The organism is Streptomyces sp. 135, from assembly GCF_020026305.1.
Lineage (GTDB): Bacteria > Actinomycetota > Actinomycetes > Streptomycetales > Streptomycetaceae > Streptomyces.
This window is the reverse complement of the sequence record NZ_CP075691.1, coordinates 4,054,378-4,073,927: the sequence shown is the minus strand read 5'-3', so window position 1 is coordinate 4,073,927 and position 19,550 is coordinate 4,054,378. Positions and strand designations below refer to the sequence as shown.

Genomic DNA, 19,550 nt, shown 5'->3' with positions numbered 1-19,550 from the left:
TACAACGGGCGTTGTAATTTTTCGGAGGCGGGAAGGTGAGGCGGCGCCATGGCGGGCCATGCGGACAGCGAGCGCGACAAGGACAGCGGGCGCGACAGGGACGGCGAACGCGACAAGGACGGCGCGGGCGCGGTGGACCGGAAGCCGCCGCGCAAGGGAACGGTGGAGAAGCGCCGGGCGATCACCAGCGGCGCCCGGACCGTCTTCGGGCGCGAGGGCTACACGCGCGCCAGCATCGACGCGATCGCCGCCGAGGCCGGGGCGTCGACCCGCACCATCTACAACCACTTCGGCGACAAGGAGGGCCTCTTCCGTGCCGTGCTCCTGGAGAGCGCGGAGTCGGTGACGGCCGCCACGGAGGCGCTCTTCGAGCGGCATCTGCGCAAGGTGCGTGACGTCGAGGAGGACCTGCTCGACTTCGCGCGCGAATGGGTCGGGCAGAGCGAGGCGCACCCCGGGCACTTCTCCGTCGTACGCCAGATCATCCCCGAAGGGCGGCGGCTGCCCGCCGACGTCCTGGAGGAGTGGCAGCGGATCGGTCCTCAGGCATCCCAGGACGCCCTGGCCCGATGGCTCCTCGAACTGGGGCGGCAGGGCCTGCTCGCCGTCGACGAGACGAACGCGCGCAAGGCGGCCAGGCACCTCGCGCTCATGGTGGGCGGCGGTGTCACGGCGGAGTCCTACTTCGGGGCGCTGCCGCTAACGGAGGCCGAGGTGGAGGAGATCGTGCGGGACGGCGTCGGGATCTTCCTGCGGTTGTACGGGGTGGACGCGGCGGGGGGCCCGGCGGGCGCGGGAGCGTGAGCGGGGTCTTACGGGGGCGTCAGACCGGCAGTGCGCTGTCCGGCCAGCGGGATCTGCCCTGTTCGCGGGAGCGGAGCAGCGCCAGGGTGGGCAGGCCCCGGTCGGCGCCGGTGGCGAGCAGCTCCGGGAGCTGAGGGAGCGGCGCCACGGCGGCGGCGTCCTCCAGGACGAGCGTCATTGGTGGGTCGAGCCGACCGGAGGATGACCGTTCGGCCATGCGCCGGCCGTGCTCGACCACGCTGGAGGCGAGTGCCGTCAGCAGCGGCATGGCACCCGGGCCTTGGCGGGACTTGGGATCCTCGATCGCCTCACCCACCACAAAAAGCGTGCCCCCTTCCTGCACGAAGGAATCCAGGGTGAGCGCATCAGTTCGGTTTGGTGTGCAGGATTCCCGGACGTGCACGGTGAACAGCGCGGCCAGCGAACGGGCCGTCAACTCCTGCGCGATGTCACGTCGTTCCGGATACGCGGTGAGGGCCGCCTCCAGTTCGCCCGCGGCGCCGGACGCGGCCTCGGGGTGCGTACGGAGAATGCGTACCGCCTCCTGGACCTGGGTGCCCTGCGCCCAGCGGTGGACGTGCTTCATCGGCTTGTCGGCCACCGCGGCGGCGTGCAGGAAGCTGCGCAGCAAGGTCTCCGCCAGGTCCGCCACGGCGGCGTCGAGCCTCGCCGTCGGCCTCGTCGGGGCCAGGAGAGCGGCGGCGCGCTGGGCGGCCGTCGCCTTGTCCCGGCAGCCGGAGGTGGGGGACCAGTGCATGCGGGCGGGGGTGTCGCACAGATGGGAGGGGTCGTAGAGGAGGACGGGGCCCAGCTTGGCGCGGGCGTCCTTCGTCTCCTCCCACAGGGTGGGGTCGGAGGTCAGGACCAGGGCCGCGCCCTCGGCGTCCTGGACGGCCCGCAGCGCGTGGGGCCGCCGGGTCTGCGGGGTGCCGAGGATCAGGGGGGTGCGGGGCGCCTCGAGCGGGGGGACGGTGCCGTGCTCTGGGCTTTCAGGGGGTGCGGGCAGGGGGACGGTGCCGTGCTCCGGGCCTTCGGGCTGCGTGGGCAGGAGGCGGTGCGGGCCGGGCTCGGTGCCCTTGTCACGAGGTCCCTCGGGGGGCGACGCGGCCGGGGTGACCGGGGCGACCGGGGTGTCCGGGGTGACTGGGGCGACCGGGGTGTCCGGGGTGACCGGAGTAACTGGACCACGCGTGGCGAGCTCCTCGCCCCCGGCGCGGACACGCACCACCGCCCCCGCCGCGCCTTCGGCGCGAGCCGCCCGCCGTACCGCCCGCCACCTCGCCACCGTCCCCATCACGAAGACCGCCAGCACGACCAGCACCATCAACTGGCCGATGAACAGGCCCCAGAACAGCCCGTACCCCGACAGCTGCGCGGGCGGGGTCTCGGGCCAGGCGCCCGGCAGGTCCTGCGGGTCGCCGACCAAGTGGCGTACCGCCAGCGGCGTATGGCCGAACGTCACCCGGTCCGGCCAGGCGCCGTGCGCGAACAGGGCCGCGAGGTTCGTCGCCGACCAGACCAGGACCGTGGAGACCAGCAGGAAGCCGAGAACTCCCAGCAGCAGCCCGTCCGGAACACCCCGCTCGGCACCCGCGCCCCGGCGGCCGCGCTCCCAGTCATCCCGCATGCTGCTCCATGTACGCCGCCCGCTCCTCGGCCTCGAGTTCGGCCGCCCGCATGGCGTCGTCGGCGAGGTCGGCCGACGACTGCGTCATGGCGCGGTCCGTGAAGACCAGCGGCCGTTCCGTCTCCGTGATGAGGTGCTTGACCACCTGGACGTTGCCGTTCACGTCCCACACCGCGATGCCGGGGGTGAGGGTCGGGATGATCTCCACCGCCCACCTCGGCAGCCCGAGGACACGGCCCGTCGCCCTCGCCTCGTCGGCCTTCTGGGCGTAGATGGTCCGCGTGGAGGCCATCTTCAGGATCGCCGCCGCCTCCTTCGCGGCGGCCCCGTCGACCACGTCGCTCAGGTGGTGGACCACCGCCACGAACGACAGACCGAGCCGGCGGCCGAACTTCAGCAGCCGCTGGAAGAGCTGCGCGACGAACGGCGAGTTGATGATGTGCCACGCCTCCTCCACCAGGAAGATGCGTTTCTTGCGGTCGGGCCGGATCCAGGTGTGCTCCAGCCAGACGCCGACGATCGCCATCAGGATCGGCATGGCGATGGAGTTCCGGTCGATGTGCGAGAGGTCGAAGACGATCAGCGGGGCGTCCAGGTCGATGCCGACCGTCGTCGGGCCGTCGAACATGCCCCGCAGGTCACCGTCGACCAGCCGGTCCAGGACCAGCGCCACGTCCAGGCCCCAGGCCCGCACGTCGTCCAGGGCGACGTTCATGGCCTCGGCGGACTCCGGCTCGGGGTGGCGGAGCTGCTCGACGATGTCGGTGAGGACCGGCTGCCGCTCCACGATCGTCTCGTTCACGTACGCGTGCGCGACCTTCAGCGCGAAGCCGGAGCGCTCGTCCAGGCCGTGGCCCATCGCGACCTCGATGATCGTCCGGAGCAGCGCCAGCTGGCCCGTCGTCGTGATCGCCGGGTCGAGCGGGTTGAGCCGGATGCCCATGTCCAGGGCCGCCGTCGGGTCGAGCCTGATGGGAGTTATCCCCAGCTCCTGGGCGATGAGGTTCCACTCGCCGACGCCGTCCTCGCCCTGCGCGTCCAGGACGACGACCTGCCGGTCCTTGAACCGCAGCTGCCGCAGGACGTACGTCTTCTCCAGCGCCGACTTGCCGTTGCCGGACTCGCCGAGCACCAGCCAGTGCGGTGCGGGCAGCTGCTGCCCGTACAGCTGGAAGGGGTCGTAGATGTAGCCCTTGCCGGAGTACACCTCACGCCCGATGATCACACCCGAGTCGCCGAGGCCCGGCGCGGCCGTCGGGAGGTAGACCGCCTGGGCCTGCCCCGTCGACGTACGCACCGGAAGCCTGGTCGTCTCGACCTTCCCGAAGAGGAAGGACGTGAAGGCGTCCGTGAGGACGGTCAGCGGATCCCGCATCGCAACAGCCTGCCTCTACGTCGATACCGTCTAGCGCAATTGTGCGCTCGCACTTTTGCGCTCTAGCGTCGGATGCCGGTCGCGAACGGCAGCGTGTTGACGAAGGCCCTGTGGTGCTCGCGGTCGCACCACTCCAGCTTCAGATACGACTTGCCGGCGGAGGCGCGGATGGTGCGCTTGTCGCGCGCGAGGGCCTCCGGGGAACGGGACGAGACCGTGATGTAGCCGACGAGGTTCACGCCCGCCGCGCCGCTCGCCAGGTCCTCGCCGCGCTGGTCCAGGCGGGAGTGCGAGGCGATGTCGCGGGGGTCGACCGTGCGGTTCATCTTGGCCTGGCGGCTCGCCTCCGCCTCGTCGTTCGTCTTCTCGGTCAGCATCCGCTCGATGGCGACTTCGGTGGGTTCGAGGTCCATCGTCACGGCCACCGTGCGGATCACGTCCGGGGTGTGGACGAGCAGCGGCGCGAGGAAGTTGACGCCGACGGGCGTCATCGGCCACTCCTTCACCCAGGCCGTGGCGTGGCACCAGGGGGCGCGGGTGGAGGACTCGCGGGTCTTGGCCTGGAGGTAGGTGGCCTCCGTGGCGTCGAGCTCGGCGGGCCAGGCGTTGCGCTTCGTCATCGCCTGGATGTGGTCGATGGGGTGGTCCGGGTCGTACATGGAGTGGACCAGGGAAGCGAGGCGGCCCTGGCCGAGCGGCTGCCGTACGCGGATGTCGGCCTCCTGGAGCCGCGAGCAGATGTCGGTCAGCTCGCGGGCCATGACGACGGCGAGACCGGCGTCCTTGTCGAGCTTCCTGCCGCCCACCGGGCGGGCCGCACGGGCCATGGCCTGGGCCTCGGCGGCCAGGTCACGGGAGTAGTGCATGCAGGCGACGAGGTAGGCGCGGTGCTGCTCGCTGCTGGTCGACACCATCGACTGGAGCTGGTCGTACGACTCCTGGAGCCACGGCAGGGCCCGGTCGTCGCCGCGCACGGCGACGTCCTTGGCGTGGGCGTCGGGGTCGGCGGGCAGGGTGCGGGCGAGCATCTGGAGGCGGGTGACGAAGCCGTCGCCGTTCGCCACGTGCTTGAGGAGCGTGCCGAAGCGGTCGACGAGGGCCTCCTGGTCCTCGCTGTCGCGCAGGCCGACGCCAGGACCCTCGATCTCGATCGCGGCGGTGACGGTCCGCCGGTCGGCGTGCAGCAGTACGGCGATCTCATCCGGCCCGAAGGGCGCGGCCAGCCAGCTGATGCGGCCGATGCCGGGTGGCGGCCCGACCTCGACCTCGCGGCCGTCCAGCCTCACCCCGGCCTCCGGGGCGGCGGAGCGGTAGGCGGTGCCGCGCTTCAGGGAACGCTTGTAGGTGCGGTTGATCTCGAACCACTTGTAGAACGTCCGGCCCTTGTACGGGACGTACACCGCCGCGATGGCGAGCATCGGCAGGCCGGTGAGCAGCACGATGCGCAGGGAGAGGACGGGGACGAGGAGTCCGCACATCATGCCGAGGAACGCCCCCACGATGATGAGGGCGATCTCCCCGGTCTCGCGGTTCTTGCCGACGATCGCGTTCGGCCGCGCGCGGCCGATCAGATATGTGCGGCGGGGCGTGACCGGCTGGGACACGTGGGACTGGGTCGTCAACGCCCTTCACCTCCCGTGCGGTTGGTACTGCTGTTGCGGGAGCCGCCGCGGTTGCCCGCGTGCGGCGTGTTCGTCGCGCTGGTGCTGCTGCGCGGCGCGGGTGCGGCGGAGGGGACAGATCCGCCGCCGTTCGATGAGCCGCCGCCCCCGGTGGGACGGCTGCTGTGGGCGGCGACGCCGCCGCCGGCGGGGTTGGCGGGGCGGGGCTGGTTGCTCCCGCCGCCACCGCTTCCGTTGCCCCGGGCGCTGTGGGTCTTGATGCCCTGGGAGACGAGGGAGGCCGGGGAGCTGATCACGGCGGCGGCCTTGTTCTCCGCGCCGCGCATGATGCGGTTGTTGCGGGAGCCGGCGATCTCGTCGCCGAAGCCGGGGACGAAGCGGTAGATCATCGCGCTCGCGAAGATGGCGAGCAGGATGATCGAGAGCCCGGAGACGACGGCGGAGAACGCGTCGGGTCCGTCCTCGGCGGAGAGCGCCCCGGCGAGGCCCAGCACGATGACGATGATCGGTTTGACGAGGATGACGGCGATCATGATGCCCGCCCAGCGGCGGACGTGCGACCACAGGTTCTTGTCGACGAGTCCGGCGTAGACGACGGTGCCGAGGAGTGCTCCTACGTAGAGGAGCGCCGCCCTGATGACGAGCTCCAGCCACAGGACGCCCGCGGCGAGGATCGACACGAGCGAGACCACGATCAGCATGATCGGGCCGCCGCCGATGTCCTCGCCCTTCTTCAGGGCGCCGGCGAACGTCCCGAAGAACTGGTCGGTCTGACCCCCCGTCGCCTTGGCGATGACGTCCGAGACGCCGTCGGTGGCCGAGACGACGGTGTACAGGATCAGCGGCGTGAAGGCGGAGGCGAGGACCGTCAGCCACAGGAATCCGATGGCCTCGGAGATCGCGGTGGTCAGCGGCACGCCGCGCACGGCCCGCTTGGCCACGGCGAGCAGCCACAGCAGGAGCGTGAGGATGGTCGACGCGGCGAAGACGACGGCGTACTGCTGGAGGAACGTGGCGTTCGTGAAGTCGACGTCGGCGGTCTCCTTCACGGCGTCGGAGAGCTTGTCGACGGTCCAGGAGGCGGCCTCGGCACAGCCCTTGGCCAGGGAGCTGAGGGGGTCGAGGCTGGGGCTGATGGGGTCGTCGGCGGGGAGTTTGTCCGTGCCGCTGGAGCGTTGGCCTTTTTCGCAGTACTTCTTGGCGGGGCCGTGAATGAGGTCGCAGGCGTCGTCTTTGGGCTCGGGCGCGGCGAAGGCACGCGTCGCGAAGAGGACCGCCGCGGTCTGGACGGCCGCGACGGTGGCGCTGAGGCTGAGTACACGGCGGCTACCGGGCATACGTGAACCCTCCGTACCCTTCGACCGCCTTCGCGATCTCGTCGGAGTTGGACGCACGGTCATCGCCCGGAACCGGGGCGGGACCGTCCTTTTGGGAGTGCGTGACGGCCTTCCAGTCGCCGTCGATCCACGCCAGCTTCATGGTGACCGTGAACCAGCTGTTGGTGACCGGCTTGGTGGACTTCTCACCGGCCAGGCCGAGCAGACCGCTGCACCAGACCTCGGCGGTGGCCCTGCCGTCCGAGAAGTCGGTGACCTTGGTGCCGATCGGGCTCGTTCGCGAGACGAACTGGTAGTCCTTCGGGGTCGATCCGTCCTCGTTCAGGCCTACGTTCCGGAAGAAGGGCGCGCTGTACGCCTTGTCCAGCTCGCTCTGGAACCTGGACAGGCTCTCCGGGGCCATGACGGTTCGGAGGATGGCGTCGCGCTTGGCCTTGTCGAACATCTCGGCGGAGCCGAGCGCCACCGCGTAGTTCGCCGCGGCGCTCTGTGCCCCCTGCTCCGTCTTGGCGAAGCCGGTCGCGATCCCCTCCGTCTTGCCCCCGACCGGCTTCTCCCCCGTAGGGGCCGTCGCCGAGCCGGCCGGCTTCTTGGGGTCGCCGGCGCCCGCGGAGTCCTCGTCCCCGCCCCGGTTGGCGAAGGCGATCGCCGCGATCAGCAGGACCACGACGCCGACCACCGTCACCAGGCTCCGGGAGGAGGACCGCCCGGTACGGGCGGATCTGCGCGCGCCGCCGTAGACGTCGTCCCCGCCCTCCCCCTCGGGGAGCCTCGTCCTGGTCTCTCCCGAACCGCCGAAGAGGCCGTCGTTCCGCTCGTCGTCGGGACTCATGCCGCGACCGCCCCCTCAACCTCTCGCTGAACCGTCACGCAGGACACGTATGACGGTAGCCGTGCTGGTTCCCGCGCGGGCGCGGTGTGGTGACTCGACATCAGGGAGTTGCAACCTCAGCCGGTGGGCACGACGGACGGGTGGGGAGAGGGGGACAGGGGAGACAGGGAGAGAGAGGGAAGGGGAGGGGGGACGCGGCAGAGGCGGTGGAGGGACGCTAGACCGCCATGCCGTACACGATGGTGAAGAGTGTGCCGAGCGAACCGATGATGAAGACTCCGGTCAGGCCCGCGATGATCAGGCCCTTGCCCTGTTCCGCGCTGAAGGTGTCCCGCAGCGCCGTCGCGCCGATGCGTTGCTTCGCCGCGCCCCAGATGGCAATGCCGAGACAGAGGAGGATGGCGATCGCCATCACCACCTCGATCATCACGCGTGCCTCGTTGCCCAGACTCCCGAAGGGACCCCAGTCGGGGGCGATCCCGCCGATGATGGTGGTGATGTCGCCCTTTTCGGCTGCCATAAGCATGTTGTAACTCACCGCCCCTAGTGGGTTGTTCTGCCACCTCTGCCTACCTCGGTGCAGAGGACAGCTCATTCTCGCCGACAATCGCGGCCGCGGATGACGCCTTGGCGCCATTCGTTGGCCGACTTCGTACGTTTCCTCGTGCGTGAGGTCTGGTTACTCTGTGTATCACGCGGTACGACGCCGGGCAATGACGGCCCGGCGTGCCCCTGACCAGGACTTAAGTAAGTCCGAGACCGGCGCTCCCCCGGGTCACGAAGGAGCAGTCGGTGTAGCGGTAGGCAGGGTTGATCCTCGCACCGTCGGCTCGATCGCGTACGGTGGCCCGCTTGTAGAGGAAGTGGTATTCACCGGCGGGCAGCCTGAGGGTGGTCCTCGGGTAGCGCGAGACGCCGGCCCGGCAGGCCTTGTCGCCCTGGGACTTGGCGGCGAAGATCCGGCAGGACGCGCAGTCCTTGAGCGTGACCCTGCCGGTGGTGGGGCCGGTGTAGAGGACCTCCAGCTCGCCGGGGCCGAGGTTGGCGAGGACGAGGTCGACCTTGCTGCCGCCGACGGCGCCGGATGGGGGCAGGCGGCGGCCCGCGCTCGGGCGTTCCGCGGCGATCTCGGCGGCGATGGCGACGTCCTTGGCGCGGTCGCGCTTCTCGCCGGCGGGGTAGGCCTTGGCGAAGCCGTTCAGGGTCGCGGCGGCCTTGGCGAAGCGGGCGTCCTCGAACTCGTCCATGCCGCAGGCGTAGACGCCGCGCTCCACGGCCCGGTCGGTGTCGCCGCGCAGGGCGGTGGTGTCGACCGCGTCGCCGGGCAGGGCTTCCGCGGTGGCGCCGAGGGCCCGCAGTTCCTCGACGGCGGGGCAGGGGTCCTTGCCCTTGAGCGCGGCCGTACGGGCGCCGATGGCGTCGCGGAGGGCGGGTTCCACCTTCGCGGCCTGGTCCGACGTGGGGAAGGTGCGCAGGAGTTCGCCGAGCGGGGCGTCGGCGGCGGGGCGGCCGAGCGCGTCGGTTCCGCATGCGTAGAGCGAGGTGGCGAGGCGGCCGTCCGGCCAGGTGGCGAGGGTGCCGAGGTGGTCCTTGCCGGGGGCGCCGAGGGTGCGGGGGACGGTCCGCAGGTGGGTGAGCGGGGTGACGGCTTCGCAGTAGCGCCGGGCGGCGTAGGGGGCGGCGACGGAGCGGTAGTAGGCGCCGAGGCTGTCGGGCAGGCGGCCGGCGGCCTTCGAGCCGGGGTGGTCCTCGGCGAGGGAGCGGTAGACGCGGAGGGCCTTGGTGTACTTCGTCTCGGCGGGGCCGTCGAAGGGCTGCCCGTCGAGGCCCGCGACGGTGCGGTCGGCCTTGGCGAGGCGGTCGAGGAGCATCTGTTCGACCGCCTCGTCCCGCGCGCTCTCGTACGCGAAGGCGCCACCGGCGGGTACGGCGAGCAGGGCGACGCCGAGCCCGGCGGCGAGGGGCGCGCGCAGCGGCCAGTGGCCGCGGTCGCGGACGGCCCGCAGCGCGCCGTGGGCGGCGGCCAGGGCCAGGAGGGCGGCATAGCCGACGAGGAGGCCACCGGGGACGCCGTCGACGTCGGCGGGCAGGGCGACGAGGAGCAGGGCCGCGGTCGCGGCGCAGCAGAGCGCGGTGAGGATCGGCCGCCGCAGCAGGAGGTAGCCGAGGCCCAGGCCGGTGAGGTTGAGCAGGGCGACGGCCAGGGGCCGGAGGGGGCCGCCGGGCCGCTCGGGAGCGCTGTCCGGTGGCTGGGCGGGCAGTGGGGGCGGGGGTGGTGGGTCCTGGGGTGCGGACGGAGGTGCGGACGGATGCGCCTGCGGGGGTGCGTGCGGAGGTGTGTGCGGGGATGCGGACGGAGGTGCGTACGGGGATGCATGCGAGGGTGGTCCGAACTGCCCCGGGGCGTCGCACTTGCCCTCGCCCCTGCCCTCGCCGCCGGGTCCCGCGGCACGCTGGTCCCTTGGCTCTCGTTCCATGGTCGGCTCCCCCCGGCCGTGACCGCGCGCCCTGCCGCACCCGTAGGCCGCACAACACCCAATTCACCCACCATCGGGCCCGGTTGAGGCCACGTCAATCGGGGGTCGGCGGGACGGCTCTGCCCCCTGTGACCAGGGGTTTCCCTGGCACCAGGGGGCACTTCCGTGCCTCAGCCAGCGGGGGAGTCGCTGACCTTGCCGACCGGGCCGACCGCGAGCTTCGGGCCGCTCGACGAGCCCTCGCCGCTCACCGGGAGGGACCCGGCGGGCCAGGCGATGGTGACGGTCTTCGTCTCGCCGGGCGGGGTCACCAGGATCTTGGCGATGCGTACGCCGGAGCCGCCGCTGTTGTTGACCGGGAACGTGATGTTGAAGGCGGCGGACTCGCCGTCCTTGAGGACGGCGGAGTGAGGCTGCTCGCCGTTGCGCTCGACGGAGAGCGTGTCGCCCATGGCCGACTTCAGGTCGACGCCCGCGTAGCCGTTGATGGTGCAGTCGCGGCCGCCGCCGTTCTTGAACACGACGGTGACGACGCCCTCCGCCTTGTCGGTGCTGTTGTCGTGGGCGGTCACCTCCAGCTCGTCGCTGCGGCAGCTGCCGGCCTTGCCGTTCTGGCCGGAGCCGGAGCCGGAGCCGGAGCCGCCGTCGGAGGAGCCCGAGCCCGATGAGCCGGAGCCGGAAGAGTCGGAGCCGGAAGAGTCGGAGCCCGAGGAGCCGGAGCCGCCGCTGCCCGTCCCCGCGTCGTCCGAGGCCGCGCTCGGCTTCGTGCCGGCCGAGGAGGACGCGCCCGAGCCGTCGTCACCGTTGCAGGCGGTGAGCGAGAGCGCGCCGAGGAGCGTGAGGCCGGCGAGCAGGGTCTTCGAGGCGTGCTTGAGCTTCATGGGATCCCCCGTGAGGTGCGTGGTGTCGTCCGATACGGCGGGTGTCGTACGTCGTGACGAGGCCGTGCGTTCCGGCCTGGCTCACAGCGAAGCCGCCCCTGATCGGCGGGGGCAAGGAGTGCCGGGTGATCAGGGACGCTGGAACGGCCACGGTGGGTCTGACCTGGTGTTATGGCCGTTCCCTGGGACGTCGCCATGGGACGGTTATGATCATGGACATGATTATTCCCGCGCCTCTTCGCACGCTCGCCGCAGTGTCTCGGGCGGGGGCGGTACCTCGGGCGGCGACGGCGCCAGTGACGCGGGCGATGCGAACCCCGGCCGGAATGGTGGCGCCAGCGGCGGGCCCGAGGTCCGGCAGAAGATGATGCTGGACAACATGCCCGAGGCCGGCACCGTGATGGCCGCGGGCGAGTACCTCCAGCGCTTCACGACCTGCGAGCGCTACAGCATCGACCCGTCGGACGAGCGCTACTACCCCATGGACGAGAAGTTCGACGCCTCGTGGGGTGTGCGGTTCCGCGGCACGTGCGACGACGGCGGGCACGGCTACATCCGCGTGTTCAAGACCGACGGCACCGACGGCATGGAGCGGTTCCAGAGCGCCTACAAGGCGGACGTGGCCGAGCGCATGAAGAGGGACGAACGCGCCGCCATCAAGGGCGGCTTCGCGATCGGCAAGGACTTCGCCGTGATCGCGCCCGACGGCGGGACGATCCGCGACCTGTCGGCGTCGGGCCTGATGGTCCTCAACTGCAATCCGAACTTCCGGCCGACGGGGGACGTCACGACGGCGCCCGCGCTGGTGGACGGCTGTGTGCTGACGGACGAGTTCGTCGCCTAGGACCGCCTAGGACCGCCTAGGACCGCCTAGGACCGCTTAGGGGCCCTAGGAGCACCTATGGCCGCCCAGGACGGCCTACGACTCGGCGCGCGGCGCCCCGTACCACCGCCACGAGGTCAGGCGTGCCCGGCCGGGGAGTTCGCCGCGGCCGGTCGCCCACAGAAGCGTGGGCCACGGGTCGGTGTCCGTCGGGGCGTCGGGGAAGAGGCGATGCAGGACGCGGGCGCAGAGGGCGGCGGGCGGGTCCCAGGTGTCGCCGATGCCGAGTCCGTTCGCGATGTCGTACGTGTGTACGAGGGTCTCCACGACGCCCATCGCGGCGAAGCCCTCGGGGTCCGAGGCGCCGAAGGCGTGGTGGGATCGGACGGTCGGCGGGGTGGTGGCGACCATGGCGGTCAGCAGCGCGCCGCACGCCTCCACGACCTGGAGCAGCCCCGCGGGACCGGCCGCGGGGTCGGCGAGGGTGACGTTGGCCGGGCCGCCCGGCGTCCGGCTGACCCAGTGGAAGGGGACCACGCCGTCCAAAGGGGGATGTTCCGGGCCGAGTTGGGCGGCGTAGGCGAAGAGGTCGTCCGCCAGGTGTTCACCCGTCTCCCAGCAGTCCCACTCCAGACCGCCCGCCTTGGCGCTCCAGTCGGCGTCGTCCGGTGCCCCGCGCAGGGTGGCGACGGCGAGGCGGACGGCGCGGGTGACGTCGTCGGCGGTGACGGGGGCGGTGTGGTCGGCCGGTGGTTCCGGGGTGTGAGGCATGGCCCGGACGGTAGCAACTGACGGGAAGCGCTCTTGTGGCGGTGCCGGACGGCGGCGACACTCGGTCTCTTCCCGGGACGGGGGCTCTTCCCGGACAGTGGCGCGATCGGCCGGTGGTCGCGCGGGGCGGGAAGCGGAAGGAGCCAGTCGACCATGGAGCACCAGGGCGGTGCGAGGCCCGAGCGGGCCCGTACGCCGGCCGAGTTCGTCGCGCTGCTGCGGCAGGTGAAGGAGGCGTCCGGCCTCACGTACCGTCAGTTGGAGCTCCGTGCCGCCGAGCGCGGGGACCTGCTGCCCCGGAGCACGGTCGCCGGGGCGCTGTCCCGCTCGGCGCTGCCGAAGGCGGAGCTGGTGGAGGCGCTGGTCCGCGTGTGCGAGGGGGAGGAGCGGGTCGGGGCGTGGCTCGCGGCGCGGGACCGTGTGGCGTCGGGCGAGGCGGCGCCACCGCCCGCCCCTGATCCGGCGGCCGGGCCCGCTCCCGTCGCCGCGGCCCCCACGCCCGCCTGGAAGCGGCCGCGCGCCCTCACTCTCGCCGCCGGGGTGATCGCCGTGGTGGCCCTCGCGGCGGTGGGCGCCTCGGCGCTGAACGCCTCCGACGAGCCGAGCGACCCCGCGCCGTCCCGCTCCGCGAAGGCGGTGAGCGTGCCGTCCGGTGTCGTACGGGTGCAGCCGCTGCGGGCGGCCGGGCTCTGCCTCACCGACGGACGGGACAGGAAGGGGCGGTACCGGAGCCATATCGCGGTGTTCCGGCCCTGCGGGGAGGCGGTGCCGCCCACGACCGAGCTGGAACCGCTCGGCGGCGGCGCGTACCGCGTCCGCTGGCGGCACCCGGAGCACGGCCCCGGCTGCCTCGTCGCCCCGGCGAAGGGCGCCGCGAAGGGCTTCCTGGAGCCCTGGGACGACTGCGCGGCGGCGGCGCGGCTCTCGGTCGAACAGCGGGGTGAGGCGTATGTGCTGCGGCTCGAGGACGGGCGGTGCGTGGGCGTGAACGGCGTCGCGGTCGAAGGGGCGGAGGCGGTGCTCGGGCGGTGCGGCGGCGCCGACGCGCAGCGGTTCCTCATCCGGCGCGGCGCCCGGCCGTGACCGCTCCGGCCCGGCGAGGGTCCCCCCGATGAACCCCTCGCCGGGTCCGGCACCGAGGCTGTCACCGGGCGGGGCGGCGGGCAACGGATTCCCCTGTCCGGGACGGCTTCGGGGCTGTCCCGGACAGGCGTTCCACTTCTCCCGGGTGGTCGTGACGACGTTCTCCGGGGCGCTGGTCTCCCGGAGGTGGCCGGCGTCACCCTCGCCGTAGGCGATCTCGATCCAGGGGCCGGGGCCCTGCTCGTCCTTTGGGGCGGCGCGGCGAAGGCGGCGGAGGTGGCGGTGAGTATCGCTCCGCTGGGGTCGCTGCTTTCGGTGAGTTCGACCTTGCCGGTGGGACATGGCGGAGAACGGGCGGGGGCTGCACCTCGTGCGAGCTTGCGCGGACCGCTGGGGGGGCTTACACCGTAGGGACGGCCCACGCGGGGAAACTGCTGTGGGCCGAGGTCACGCCCGGCATCCCATGGCGGCAGTCCCGGGACTCAGGGCGCTGACTGCATCCGCTGGGCGGCCTCGACGTCCTCGGCCGGGTCGTCCGCTGCTGGAGCCTGCCGCTGTCGTACGCGGCCTCTACACTGAGCGGCGGTGGAGTGGACTCCCGGTGGGTGAGGGGTGGTTGACGGTGCGTAAGGCTTGGCTGGTCGCGTCCGTCGGGTTCGGCGGGGCCCTCGGCTTCATCGCGCTGCTCGTCCTCGGGACCTACATGGCCGCGGGGAGCATCGCGGGCGGCGCGAGCGGCGGTTCCGTCGGGCTCGCCAAGGGTGCCGTGCCCGCGACGTATCAGCCCCTCGTGCAGAAGTGGGGCAATCTCTGCAAGGCCATCAACCCCGCGCTGCTCGCCGCCCAGCTCTACCAGGAGAGCGGGTGGAACCCGCGCGCGAAGAGCCCGGCCAAGGCGCAGGGGATAGCGCAGTTCATCCCCGGGACCTGGGCCGCGCACGGCGTCGACGGTGACGGCGACGGCGACCGGGACGTCTGGGACCCGGAGGACGCCATCCCCTCCGCGGCCTCGTACGACTGCAAGCTCGCGGGCTATGTGAAGGACGCCCCGGGCGACCCCACCAAGAACATGCTCGCCGCGTACAACGCGGGGGCGTACGCCGTCCTCAAGTACGGCGGCGTGCCGCCCTACCGCGAGACGCAGAACTACGTGAAGACGATCACCACGCTCTCGAAGAGCTTCGCCCGGCCCACGGGGCGCGTGCAGCCCTCGGAGCAGGCGGCCGGGGCGATCGCCTTCGCGCAGAAGAAGCTCGGCACCCCCTACCTGTGGGGCGGCAACGGCACACCCGAGCAGAACGGCCGCTTCGACTGCTCCGGCCTGACCCTCGCCGCCTACCGCACCGTCGGCGTCACGCTGCCGCGCGTCGCCAACGACCAGTACAACGCGGGGCCGCACCCCAAACGCGAGGAGCTGCTCCCCGGGGACCTGGTCTTCTTCTCGGACGACCTCACCAACTCGCGCGCGATCCGGCACGTCGGGATCTACGTCGGCGGCGGGTACATGATCAACGCCCCGCGGGCCGGCGCGGTGATCCGCTTCGACCCGATCGACACGCCGGACTATTTTGGCGCGACTCGTGTCACGGACGAGGGCGCGGCGGCGCTCCCGTCAGGACCGGCTGCGGCCTGACGGGGGCGCGAAGGGGCGCGAACGGAGGCGTGCGCGCGGGGTGATGTGGCTTGAACTCTCCGTCAAAACACTTCTCTGAGCTGCGGTGATGTGTCTCTCTTCGGTAACGTCTGGGTGATCTTTCGGTGGAGAGTGGAACGTAGGGGTGGGGACCACGCGTTCCCTTGACGGGACCGACCACGGGGGTTGATGGAAAGGGCGCACAGAAAGGTGCGCCCATGGGCTAGGAGACAAGGGGCCGCAGCGCCATGGCTGGACTCGATGAATCCGGGTCGAACCCCGACGTCGGCTTGCTCTACGACATCAACGGCCTGACACAGGAGACCCCGCACTGGCTCGACCGCGCCATGGCGTTCGTCGGGGAGTACGGCCTGCTGCTCGCCCTCGTGCTGCTCGTGGTGTGGTGCTGGTGGGGCCGGCGGAAGCGGGGCACGCTCGACGACGCCGCCTCCTCGGTCGCCGCCGTCGTCTGGGCGCCGCTGGCCGCCGGGATCGCGGTCCTCGTCAACGTCCCCATCAGAGGCTTCGTGGAACGGCCGCGCCCCTTCCGCGACCACAGCGGGCTCCACGTCCTGGTCGAGGGCAAGGACGACTTCTCCTTCGTCAGCGACCACGCGACGCTCGCCATGGCCATCGGCGCCGGACTCTTCGTCGCCCACCGCAAGTTCGGGCTGATCGGCCTCGGGCTCGCCGCCCTGGAGGGCTTCTGCCGGGTCTTCATGGGCGTGCACTACCCCACGGACGTCATCGGCGGCTTCGCGCTCGGCACGGCCGTCGCCCTGCTCCTGTCCCCGCTCGCCATGGCGCTGCTCACGCCGCTCGCCAGGGCGGTCGGGCGGTCCCGGCACGTGGGGTGGCTGGTGTGGGACCGCAAGGTCGGGCCGGTGGCCGCGCCGCTGAGCGAGCAGGCGCCGTCGCCCGCCGAGGCCGCGGCGGACCCGGACGAGCGGGACCTCGCGGCCTAGGACGTGCGCACGCCCGCGCGGCTCACAGCGCCTGCGGGAAGTCGAAGAAACGGTTCGGGTCGTACTGCTTCTTCAGCTTCTTCAGGCGCGGCGCCGCGGCGCCGTAGTACGCCTCGCGCCAGTTCGTCAGCGTGGAGTCCGTGTAGTTCTGGTACGCCGCGCCCGACGCGTACCGCCCCATCGCCCCGTGCGCCTTTTTCAGCCACGCGCGTGCCGGTGTCCCCGACGTCCCCGCCCGCCACGACGCGATGTACTGCGCCAGCATCCGCGAGCGGCGGTGCACGAAGGCCGTCGCCGTCGGGTCGACGCGGTTGATCGCGCCGCCGAGCGCGGTCAGCGCGATGCTGCCGGCGCTCGCGCCCGTCACGTTCTCGACCTGCGAGAGCAGCGTGCGGATGCCCGCCGCCGAGAGCGAGCGGTCGAAGAAGTCCGAACCCGCCGCGTACGTCTCCCGCTTGAGGGCGCCCTGCGGACTGCGCCCCGGCGTCGCGCCGGGCAGGTGGCACTGGGCGTCGGTGGCGAACGACGAGCAGCCCGCGTACACCTCCATCGCCTCCTCGTACGTACGCCGCTTCAGGGAGACGCTGCGCGCGGAGGCACCGACCTTGTCGGCGAGGCGGTCGACGGCGTTCTGGAGTTCGCCGTACGTGCCCAGCGAGAAGCAGGCGACGGAGACGGTCGGGGTGCCGCCCGGGGTGTTCGCCAGGTGGAGGGAGGACCAGATCTCGTCCGGCTGGTCCGGGCCCCACGCCTGCCACGCCTTGACGACGGCGGCCGCCTTCGACCAGGGCCAGGACATGTACGCGGAGACGGCCTGGGGCGCGGTGTGCGTGCGGTAGGACAGCTCGGTGACGACGCCGAAGTTGCCGTTGCCCGCGCCGCGCAGCGCCCAGAAGAGGTCCTTGTTCTCCGTCCTGGAGGCGGTGAGCTGCTTGCCGTCCGCCGTGATGATCTTCGCGGAGGTGAGGCTGTCGCAGGTCAGGCCGTACGCGCGGGAGACCACGCCGTGGCCGCCGCCGAGGGTGAGCCCGGATATGCCGACGGTCGGACAGGAGCCCGCGGGGATCGTCACGCCCTTCGCGGCGAGCGAGCGGTAGACGTCGATCAGCTTGGCGCCCGCGCCGATCGTGGCGGTGGTCCCGCTCGCCCGTATCTTGCTCAGCTTCGACACGTCGATGACCAGCCGGCCGGTGCCGGAGGACCAACCGGCGTACGAGTGGCCGCCGTTGCGTATCGCGACCGGGGTGCGGTGGGCGCGGGCGTAGGCGAGGGCGGTGCGGATGTCGTCCTGGTGCGCGACGTACGCCACGGCGGTGGGCCTCAGGTCGTCGAAGCGCGTGTTGTACAGCTGCCGGGCCGCCGCCCACTTGGCCTCGCCGGGCCGTACGAGAGTGCCGTCCAGGCCCCTTGCGAGGGCCGCGAGGGTCGCCGGGGCGCTCGCGGCGGCGCTGGAGGTCCGCAGGGAGGCGCTGCCGCCGCTGCCGGTGCGTGGTGTCGCCGCGCCCGCCCGTGAGCCCTCGCTCGTGCAGCCGCCGACCGTCGCCGAGGCCAGCGTGGCCGCCGTCGTACCGATGAACGTACGTCGTTCCATGACGCCTCCCGTTGCTTCCCGGTGAACGAGACGGTGCGCGGGGCGGGCGGGTTCCCCTAGGGGGACTCCTCATGTTCGGCCGCGTCCGTACGGGCCTTGCTGCGCGCCCTGCGGGCCGGGCCGCGCCAGCCGCAGGAGCACTGGGCGGATATGAAACGGCCCTTCTCGACCGTCGAGACGCGGTGGGACGCGATGTCGGCGGCGAGCTCTGATGTGAGGTCTTCCTGATCGGCCACCGGGCCACCGTACCGACCCCGGGTGAAGTGCCCCGGGCCGCTCCGGGTCCCGGCCCTCGGCGTGACGGCTCAACGCACCGGTCGTTAGGGGAACGACGGGGGATCCACAAGCGCGGGACCGCTTGGAGGCAGCCAGGATGGGGCAGCAGCGCAGGCACAGGGGCCGAGCGATCACCGCGGTCGCGGCCGCGGGGCTGATGGCCGTCGCCACCGGCTGCTCCGGCGGGGCGGCCGCCGACGGCAGCGGTGCCGAGGCCCCGGGGAAGGACGCGAGCGCCGGGGACGTGGTGCGGCGCTCCGCCGACGCGTTGGTCCGGGCGGGCAGTTCCAAGGCGCGTACGTCCATGGAGATGGCCAGCGGCGGGACGCGCGTGACCGTGCGGGGCGCGGGCGTCTACGACTTCCGGGAGCAGCGCGGGCGGTTCGACGTGGTCCTGCCGCAGGACCCCGCCGGGGGGCGGGCGCGGCGGCCGATCACCGAGCTGATGTCCGGCGGCGCGCTCTACATGAAGAACCGGGGGGCCGGGGTGCCCGCCGACAAGTGGGTGCGGATCGAGACACGTTCGCTCTCCGACGGCAATCTCGTCACCGGGGGTGCCACGGATCCCCTCGCGGCGGCGGAACTGCTGCGCGGGGCGCGGGACGTGACGTACGTGGGGGAGGAGCGGGTCGCCGGGACCGAGGTGCGGCACTACCGCGGGGTCGTCGATCTGCGGGCCGCGGCGAAGGCTGCTTCCGCAGGTCAGCGCGGTGCGGTGGGTGCGGCGGCAGCGAAAGGGTTCAGCGGGGGGAGTGTCCCTTTCGACGTCTACCTCGATGACCGGGGGCGGGTGCGGAAGCTGCGCCAGCAGTTCACCGTCTCCAACGCCGATGTGGCGTCGACCACGCTGCTCTACGACTTCGGGGTGCCGGTGGGGGTGCGACTTCCGGCCGAGAAGGACATCTTCGCCGGGAAGATCGCCGCTCCCTAGTCGCGTACGACTGGTGGAAATGGTCCGTCCGTGCCATGCGCGGTGTGTAGGCCGCTCCCTACTCTAGGAAGTCGGTACGGGTCAGGAAGAGGTGATGAACGTGGCTCCGATGCGTGGTGGTACGGCGGTTCAGGACCACGTCGCCCTCGCCGAGATCGAGCTGTGCGGCGACCTCATCATCGCGGCGAGCGCGGCGGCCGAGCGGTTGAGCTTCGACCGGATCGACGAGGTGCTGAGGGTTTGGGACGTACGGGAGCCTCCGGCGGATGAGCGGGCTTAGCCTGCGGTTGGCCTGGGGGTGCTTCTTGCCGGCGGCCGTCGGTGGGGTGACTGTCCGCCGCTGCGCGGCGATGTCTCCCACCCGTTGCCCGGGGGTGAGTGGGGTTTGGGCTGGGGGTTTGTTCTGCCGGCGGTTGTCGGTGGCTTCACCGTCCGCCGCTGCGCGGCGATCGCGCCCGCCCACCCACCCGCCCGTTACCGGGGGTGAGTGGTGTTCGGGCGGGGCGGGTTCGTTCTGTCGGC

Annotated in this window: 18 protein-coding genes; 7 read left to right on the top strand and 11 right to left on the bottom strand. The window is 72.1% G+C overall.

The window, feature by feature from the left end; genetic code table 11:
- Positions 1-48: 48 nt before the first annotated feature.
- Positions 49-804 (top strand): TetR/AcrR family transcriptional regulator, encoded by a 756-nt coding sequence (locus tag KKZ08_RS18330; protein WP_223775492.1) that lies wholly within the window; start codon positions 49-51, stop codon positions 802-804.
- A 19-nt stretch (positions 805-823) separates the two neighbouring features.
- On the opposite strand, the gene KKZ08_RS18325 is transcribed toward KKZ08_RS18330, so the two are convergent.
- The 8 genes from KKZ08_RS18325 to KKZ08_RS18290 form a co-directional block, all read right to left on the bottom strand.
- Positions 824-2,431 carry a type VI secretion protein gene (locus KKZ08_RS18325; protein ID WP_223775491.1) on the bottom strand — a complete coding sequence of 536 codons (1,608 nt, stop codon included), beginning with the start codon at positions 2,429-2,431 and terminating at the stop codon, positions 824-826.
- Positions 2,421-3,806 (bottom strand): ATP-binding protein, encoded by a 1,386-nt coding sequence (locus KKZ08_RS18320; protein WP_223775490.1) that lies wholly within the window; start codon positions 3,804-3,806, stop codon positions 2,421-2,423. Before KKZ08_RS18320 ends, KKZ08_RS18325 begins: the two co-directional genes overlap by 11 nt.
- A 62-nt stretch (positions 3,807-3,868) precedes the next feature.
- On the bottom strand, positions 3,869-5,428 hold the full coding sequence (locus KKZ08_RS18315; protein WP_223775489.1) for an SCO6880 family protein: 1,560 nt from the start codon (positions 5,426-5,428) through the stop codon (positions 3,869-3,871).
- Positions 5,425-6,765, bottom strand: coding sequence for a hypothetical protein (locus tag KKZ08_RS18310; RefSeq protein ID WP_223775488.1), 1,341 nt, complete (start codon positions 6,763-6,765; stop codon positions 5,425-5,427). Before KKZ08_RS18310 ends, KKZ08_RS18315 begins: the two co-directional genes overlap by 4 nt.
- Positions 6,755-7,597, bottom strand: a complete 843-nt coding sequence (locus KKZ08_RS18305) for a hypothetical protein (RefSeq protein WP_223775487.1) — start codon at positions 7,595-7,597, stop codon at positions 6,755-6,757. The genes KKZ08_RS18310 and KKZ08_RS18305 overlap by 11 nt, the downstream gene beginning before the upstream one ends.
- A 217-nt stretch (positions 7,598-7,814) precedes the next feature.
- A complete protein-coding gene (locus KKZ08_RS18300; RefSeq protein WP_055570172.1) occupies positions 7,815-8,123 on the bottom strand; it encodes a hypothetical protein in 309 nt (102 codons plus the stop codon).
- 217 nt (positions 8,124-8,340) lie between these two features.
- Positions 8,341-10,074, bottom strand: coding sequence for a hypothetical protein (locus KKZ08_RS18295; protein WP_223775486.1), 1,734 nt, complete (start codon positions 10,072-10,074; stop codon positions 8,341-8,343).
- Between the two features lie 170 nt (positions 10,075-10,244).
- Positions 10,245-10,955 (bottom strand): DUF4232 domain-containing protein, encoded by a 711-nt coding sequence (locus KKZ08_RS18290; RefSeq protein ID WP_223775485.1) that lies wholly within the window; start codon positions 10,953-10,955, stop codon positions 10,245-10,247.
- 364 nt (positions 10,956-11,319) lie between these two features.
- Here KKZ08_RS18290 and KKZ08_RS18285 point away from each other — a divergent pair, with 364 nt between their 5' ends.
- The gene (locus KKZ08_RS18285) at positions 11,320-11,799 is read left to right on the top strand and encodes a hypothetical protein (RefSeq protein WP_223775484.1); all 480 of its coding nucleotides are present in this window, start codon (positions 11,320-11,322) and stop codon (positions 11,797-11,799) included.
- A 75-nt stretch (positions 11,800-11,874) separates the two neighbouring features.
- Here the strand turns inward: KKZ08_RS18285 and KKZ08_RS18280 are convergent, their stop codons facing one another.
- Positions 11,875-12,549, bottom strand: coding sequence for a hypothetical protein (locus KKZ08_RS18280; RefSeq protein ID WP_223775483.1), 675 nt, complete (start codon positions 12,547-12,549; stop codon positions 11,875-11,877).
- 153 nt (positions 12,550-12,702) lie between these two features.
- Between KKZ08_RS18280 and KKZ08_RS18275 the strand changes: the two genes are divergently transcribed.
- The 3 genes from KKZ08_RS18275 (at position 12,703) to KKZ08_RS18265 (ending at position 16,230) form a co-directional block, all read left to right on the top strand.
- The gene (locus tag KKZ08_RS18275) at positions 12,703-13,632 is read left to right on the top strand and encodes an XRE family transcriptional regulator (RefSeq protein ID WP_223775482.1); all 930 of its coding nucleotides are present in this window, start codon (positions 12,703-12,705) and stop codon (positions 13,630-13,632) included.
- Positions 13,633-14,248: 616 nt separating this feature from the next.
- Positions 14,249-15,265, top strand: coding sequence for a bifunctional lytic transglycosylase/C40 family peptidase (locus KKZ08_RS18270; protein WP_276573897.1), 1,017 nt, complete (start codon positions 14,249-14,251; stop codon positions 15,263-15,265).
- Positions 15,266-15,513: 248 nt separating this feature from the next.
- Positions 15,514-16,230 carry a phosphatase PAP2 family protein gene (locus KKZ08_RS18265; RefSeq protein WP_223775480.1) on the top strand — a complete coding sequence of 239 codons (717 nt, stop codon included), beginning with the start codon at positions 15,514-15,516 and terminating at the stop codon, positions 16,228-16,230.
- 22 nt (positions 16,231-16,252) lie between these two features.
- Here the strand turns inward: KKZ08_RS18265 and KKZ08_RS18260 are convergent, their stop codons facing one another.
- Both KKZ08_RS18260 and KKZ08_RS18255 read right to left on the bottom strand, forming a co-directional pair.
- Positions 16,253-17,821, bottom strand: a complete 1,569-nt coding sequence (locus tag KKZ08_RS18260; RefSeq protein WP_223775479.1) for an FAD-binding oxidoreductase — start codon at positions 17,819-17,821, stop codon at positions 16,253-16,255.
- 56 nt (positions 17,822-17,877) lie between these two features.
- Positions 17,878-18,057 (bottom strand): hypothetical protein, encoded by a 180-nt coding sequence (locus KKZ08_RS18255; protein ID WP_223775478.1) that lies wholly within the window; start codon positions 18,055-18,057, stop codon positions 17,878-17,880.
- 137 nt (positions 18,058-18,194) lie between these two features.
- Between KKZ08_RS18255 and KKZ08_RS18250 the strand changes: the two genes are divergently transcribed.
- A complete protein-coding gene (locus KKZ08_RS18250; RefSeq protein ID WP_223775477.1) occupies positions 18,195-19,028 on the top strand; it encodes a hypothetical protein in 834 nt (277 codons plus the stop codon).
- Positions 19,029-19,122: 94 nt separating this feature from the next.
- Positions 19,123-19,308 (top strand): hypothetical protein, encoded by a 186-nt coding sequence (locus KKZ08_RS18245; protein WP_223775476.1) that lies wholly within the window; start codon positions 19,123-19,125, stop codon positions 19,306-19,308.
- The last annotated feature ends 242 nt before the right edge of the window (positions 19,309-19,550 follow it).

Coding starts and splice junctions, on each gene's coding strand:
- KKZ08_RS18330 (WP_223775492.1), top strand. CDS start 49: ATGGCGGGCCATGCGGACAGCGAGCGCGACAAGGACAGCGGGCGCGAC.
- KKZ08_RS18325 (WP_223775491.1), bottom strand. CDS start 2,431: ATGCGGGATGACTGGGAGCGCGGCCGCCGGGGCGCGGGTGCCGAGCGG.
- KKZ08_RS18320 (WP_223775490.1), bottom strand. CDS start 3,806: ATGCGGGATCCGCTGACCGTCCTCACGGACGCCTTCACGTCCTTCCTC.
- KKZ08_RS18310 (WP_223775488.1), bottom strand. CDS start 6,765: ATGCCCGGTAGCCGCCGTGTACTCAGCCTCAGCGCCACCGTCGCGGCC.
- KKZ08_RS18305 (WP_223775487.1), bottom strand. CDS start 7,597: ATGAGTCCCGACGACGAGCGGAACGACGGCCTCTTCGGCGGTTCGGGA.
- KKZ08_RS18300 (WP_055570172.1), bottom strand. CDS start 8,123: ATGCTTATGGCAGCCGAAAAGGGCGACATCACCACCATCATCGGCGGG.
- KKZ08_RS18295 (WP_223775486.1), bottom strand. CDS start 10,074: ATGGAACGAGAGCCAAGGGACCAGCGTGCCGCGGGACCCGGCGGCGAG.
- KKZ08_RS18290 (WP_223775485.1), bottom strand. CDS start 10,955: ATGAAGCTCAAGCACGCCTCGAAGACCCTGCTCGCCGGCCTCACGCTC.
- KKZ08_RS18285 (WP_223775484.1), top strand. CDS start 11,320: ATGATGCTGGACAACATGCCCGAGGCCGGCACCGTGATGGCCGCGGGC.
- KKZ08_RS18280 (WP_223775483.1), bottom strand. CDS start 12,549: ATGCCTCACACCCCGGAACCACCGGCCGACCACACCGCCCCCGTCACC.
- KKZ08_RS18275 (WP_223775482.1), top strand. CDS start 12,703: ATGGAGCACCAGGGCGGTGCGAGGCCCGAGCGGGCCCGTACGCCGGCC.
- KKZ08_RS18265 (WP_223775480.1), top strand. CDS start 15,514: ATGGCTGGACTCGATGAATCCGGGTCGAACCCCGACGTCGGCTTGCTC.
- KKZ08_RS18260 (WP_223775479.1), bottom strand. CDS start 17,821: ATGGAACGACGTACGTTCATCGGTACGACGGCGGCCACGCTGGCCTCG.
- KKZ08_RS18250 (WP_223775477.1), top strand. CDS start 18,195: ATGGGGCAGCAGCGCAGGCACAGGGGCCGAGCGATCACCGCGGTCGCG.
- KKZ08_RS18245 (WP_223775476.1), top strand. CDS start 19,123: ATGAACGTGGCTCCGATGCGTGGTGGTACGGCGGTTCAGGACCACGTC.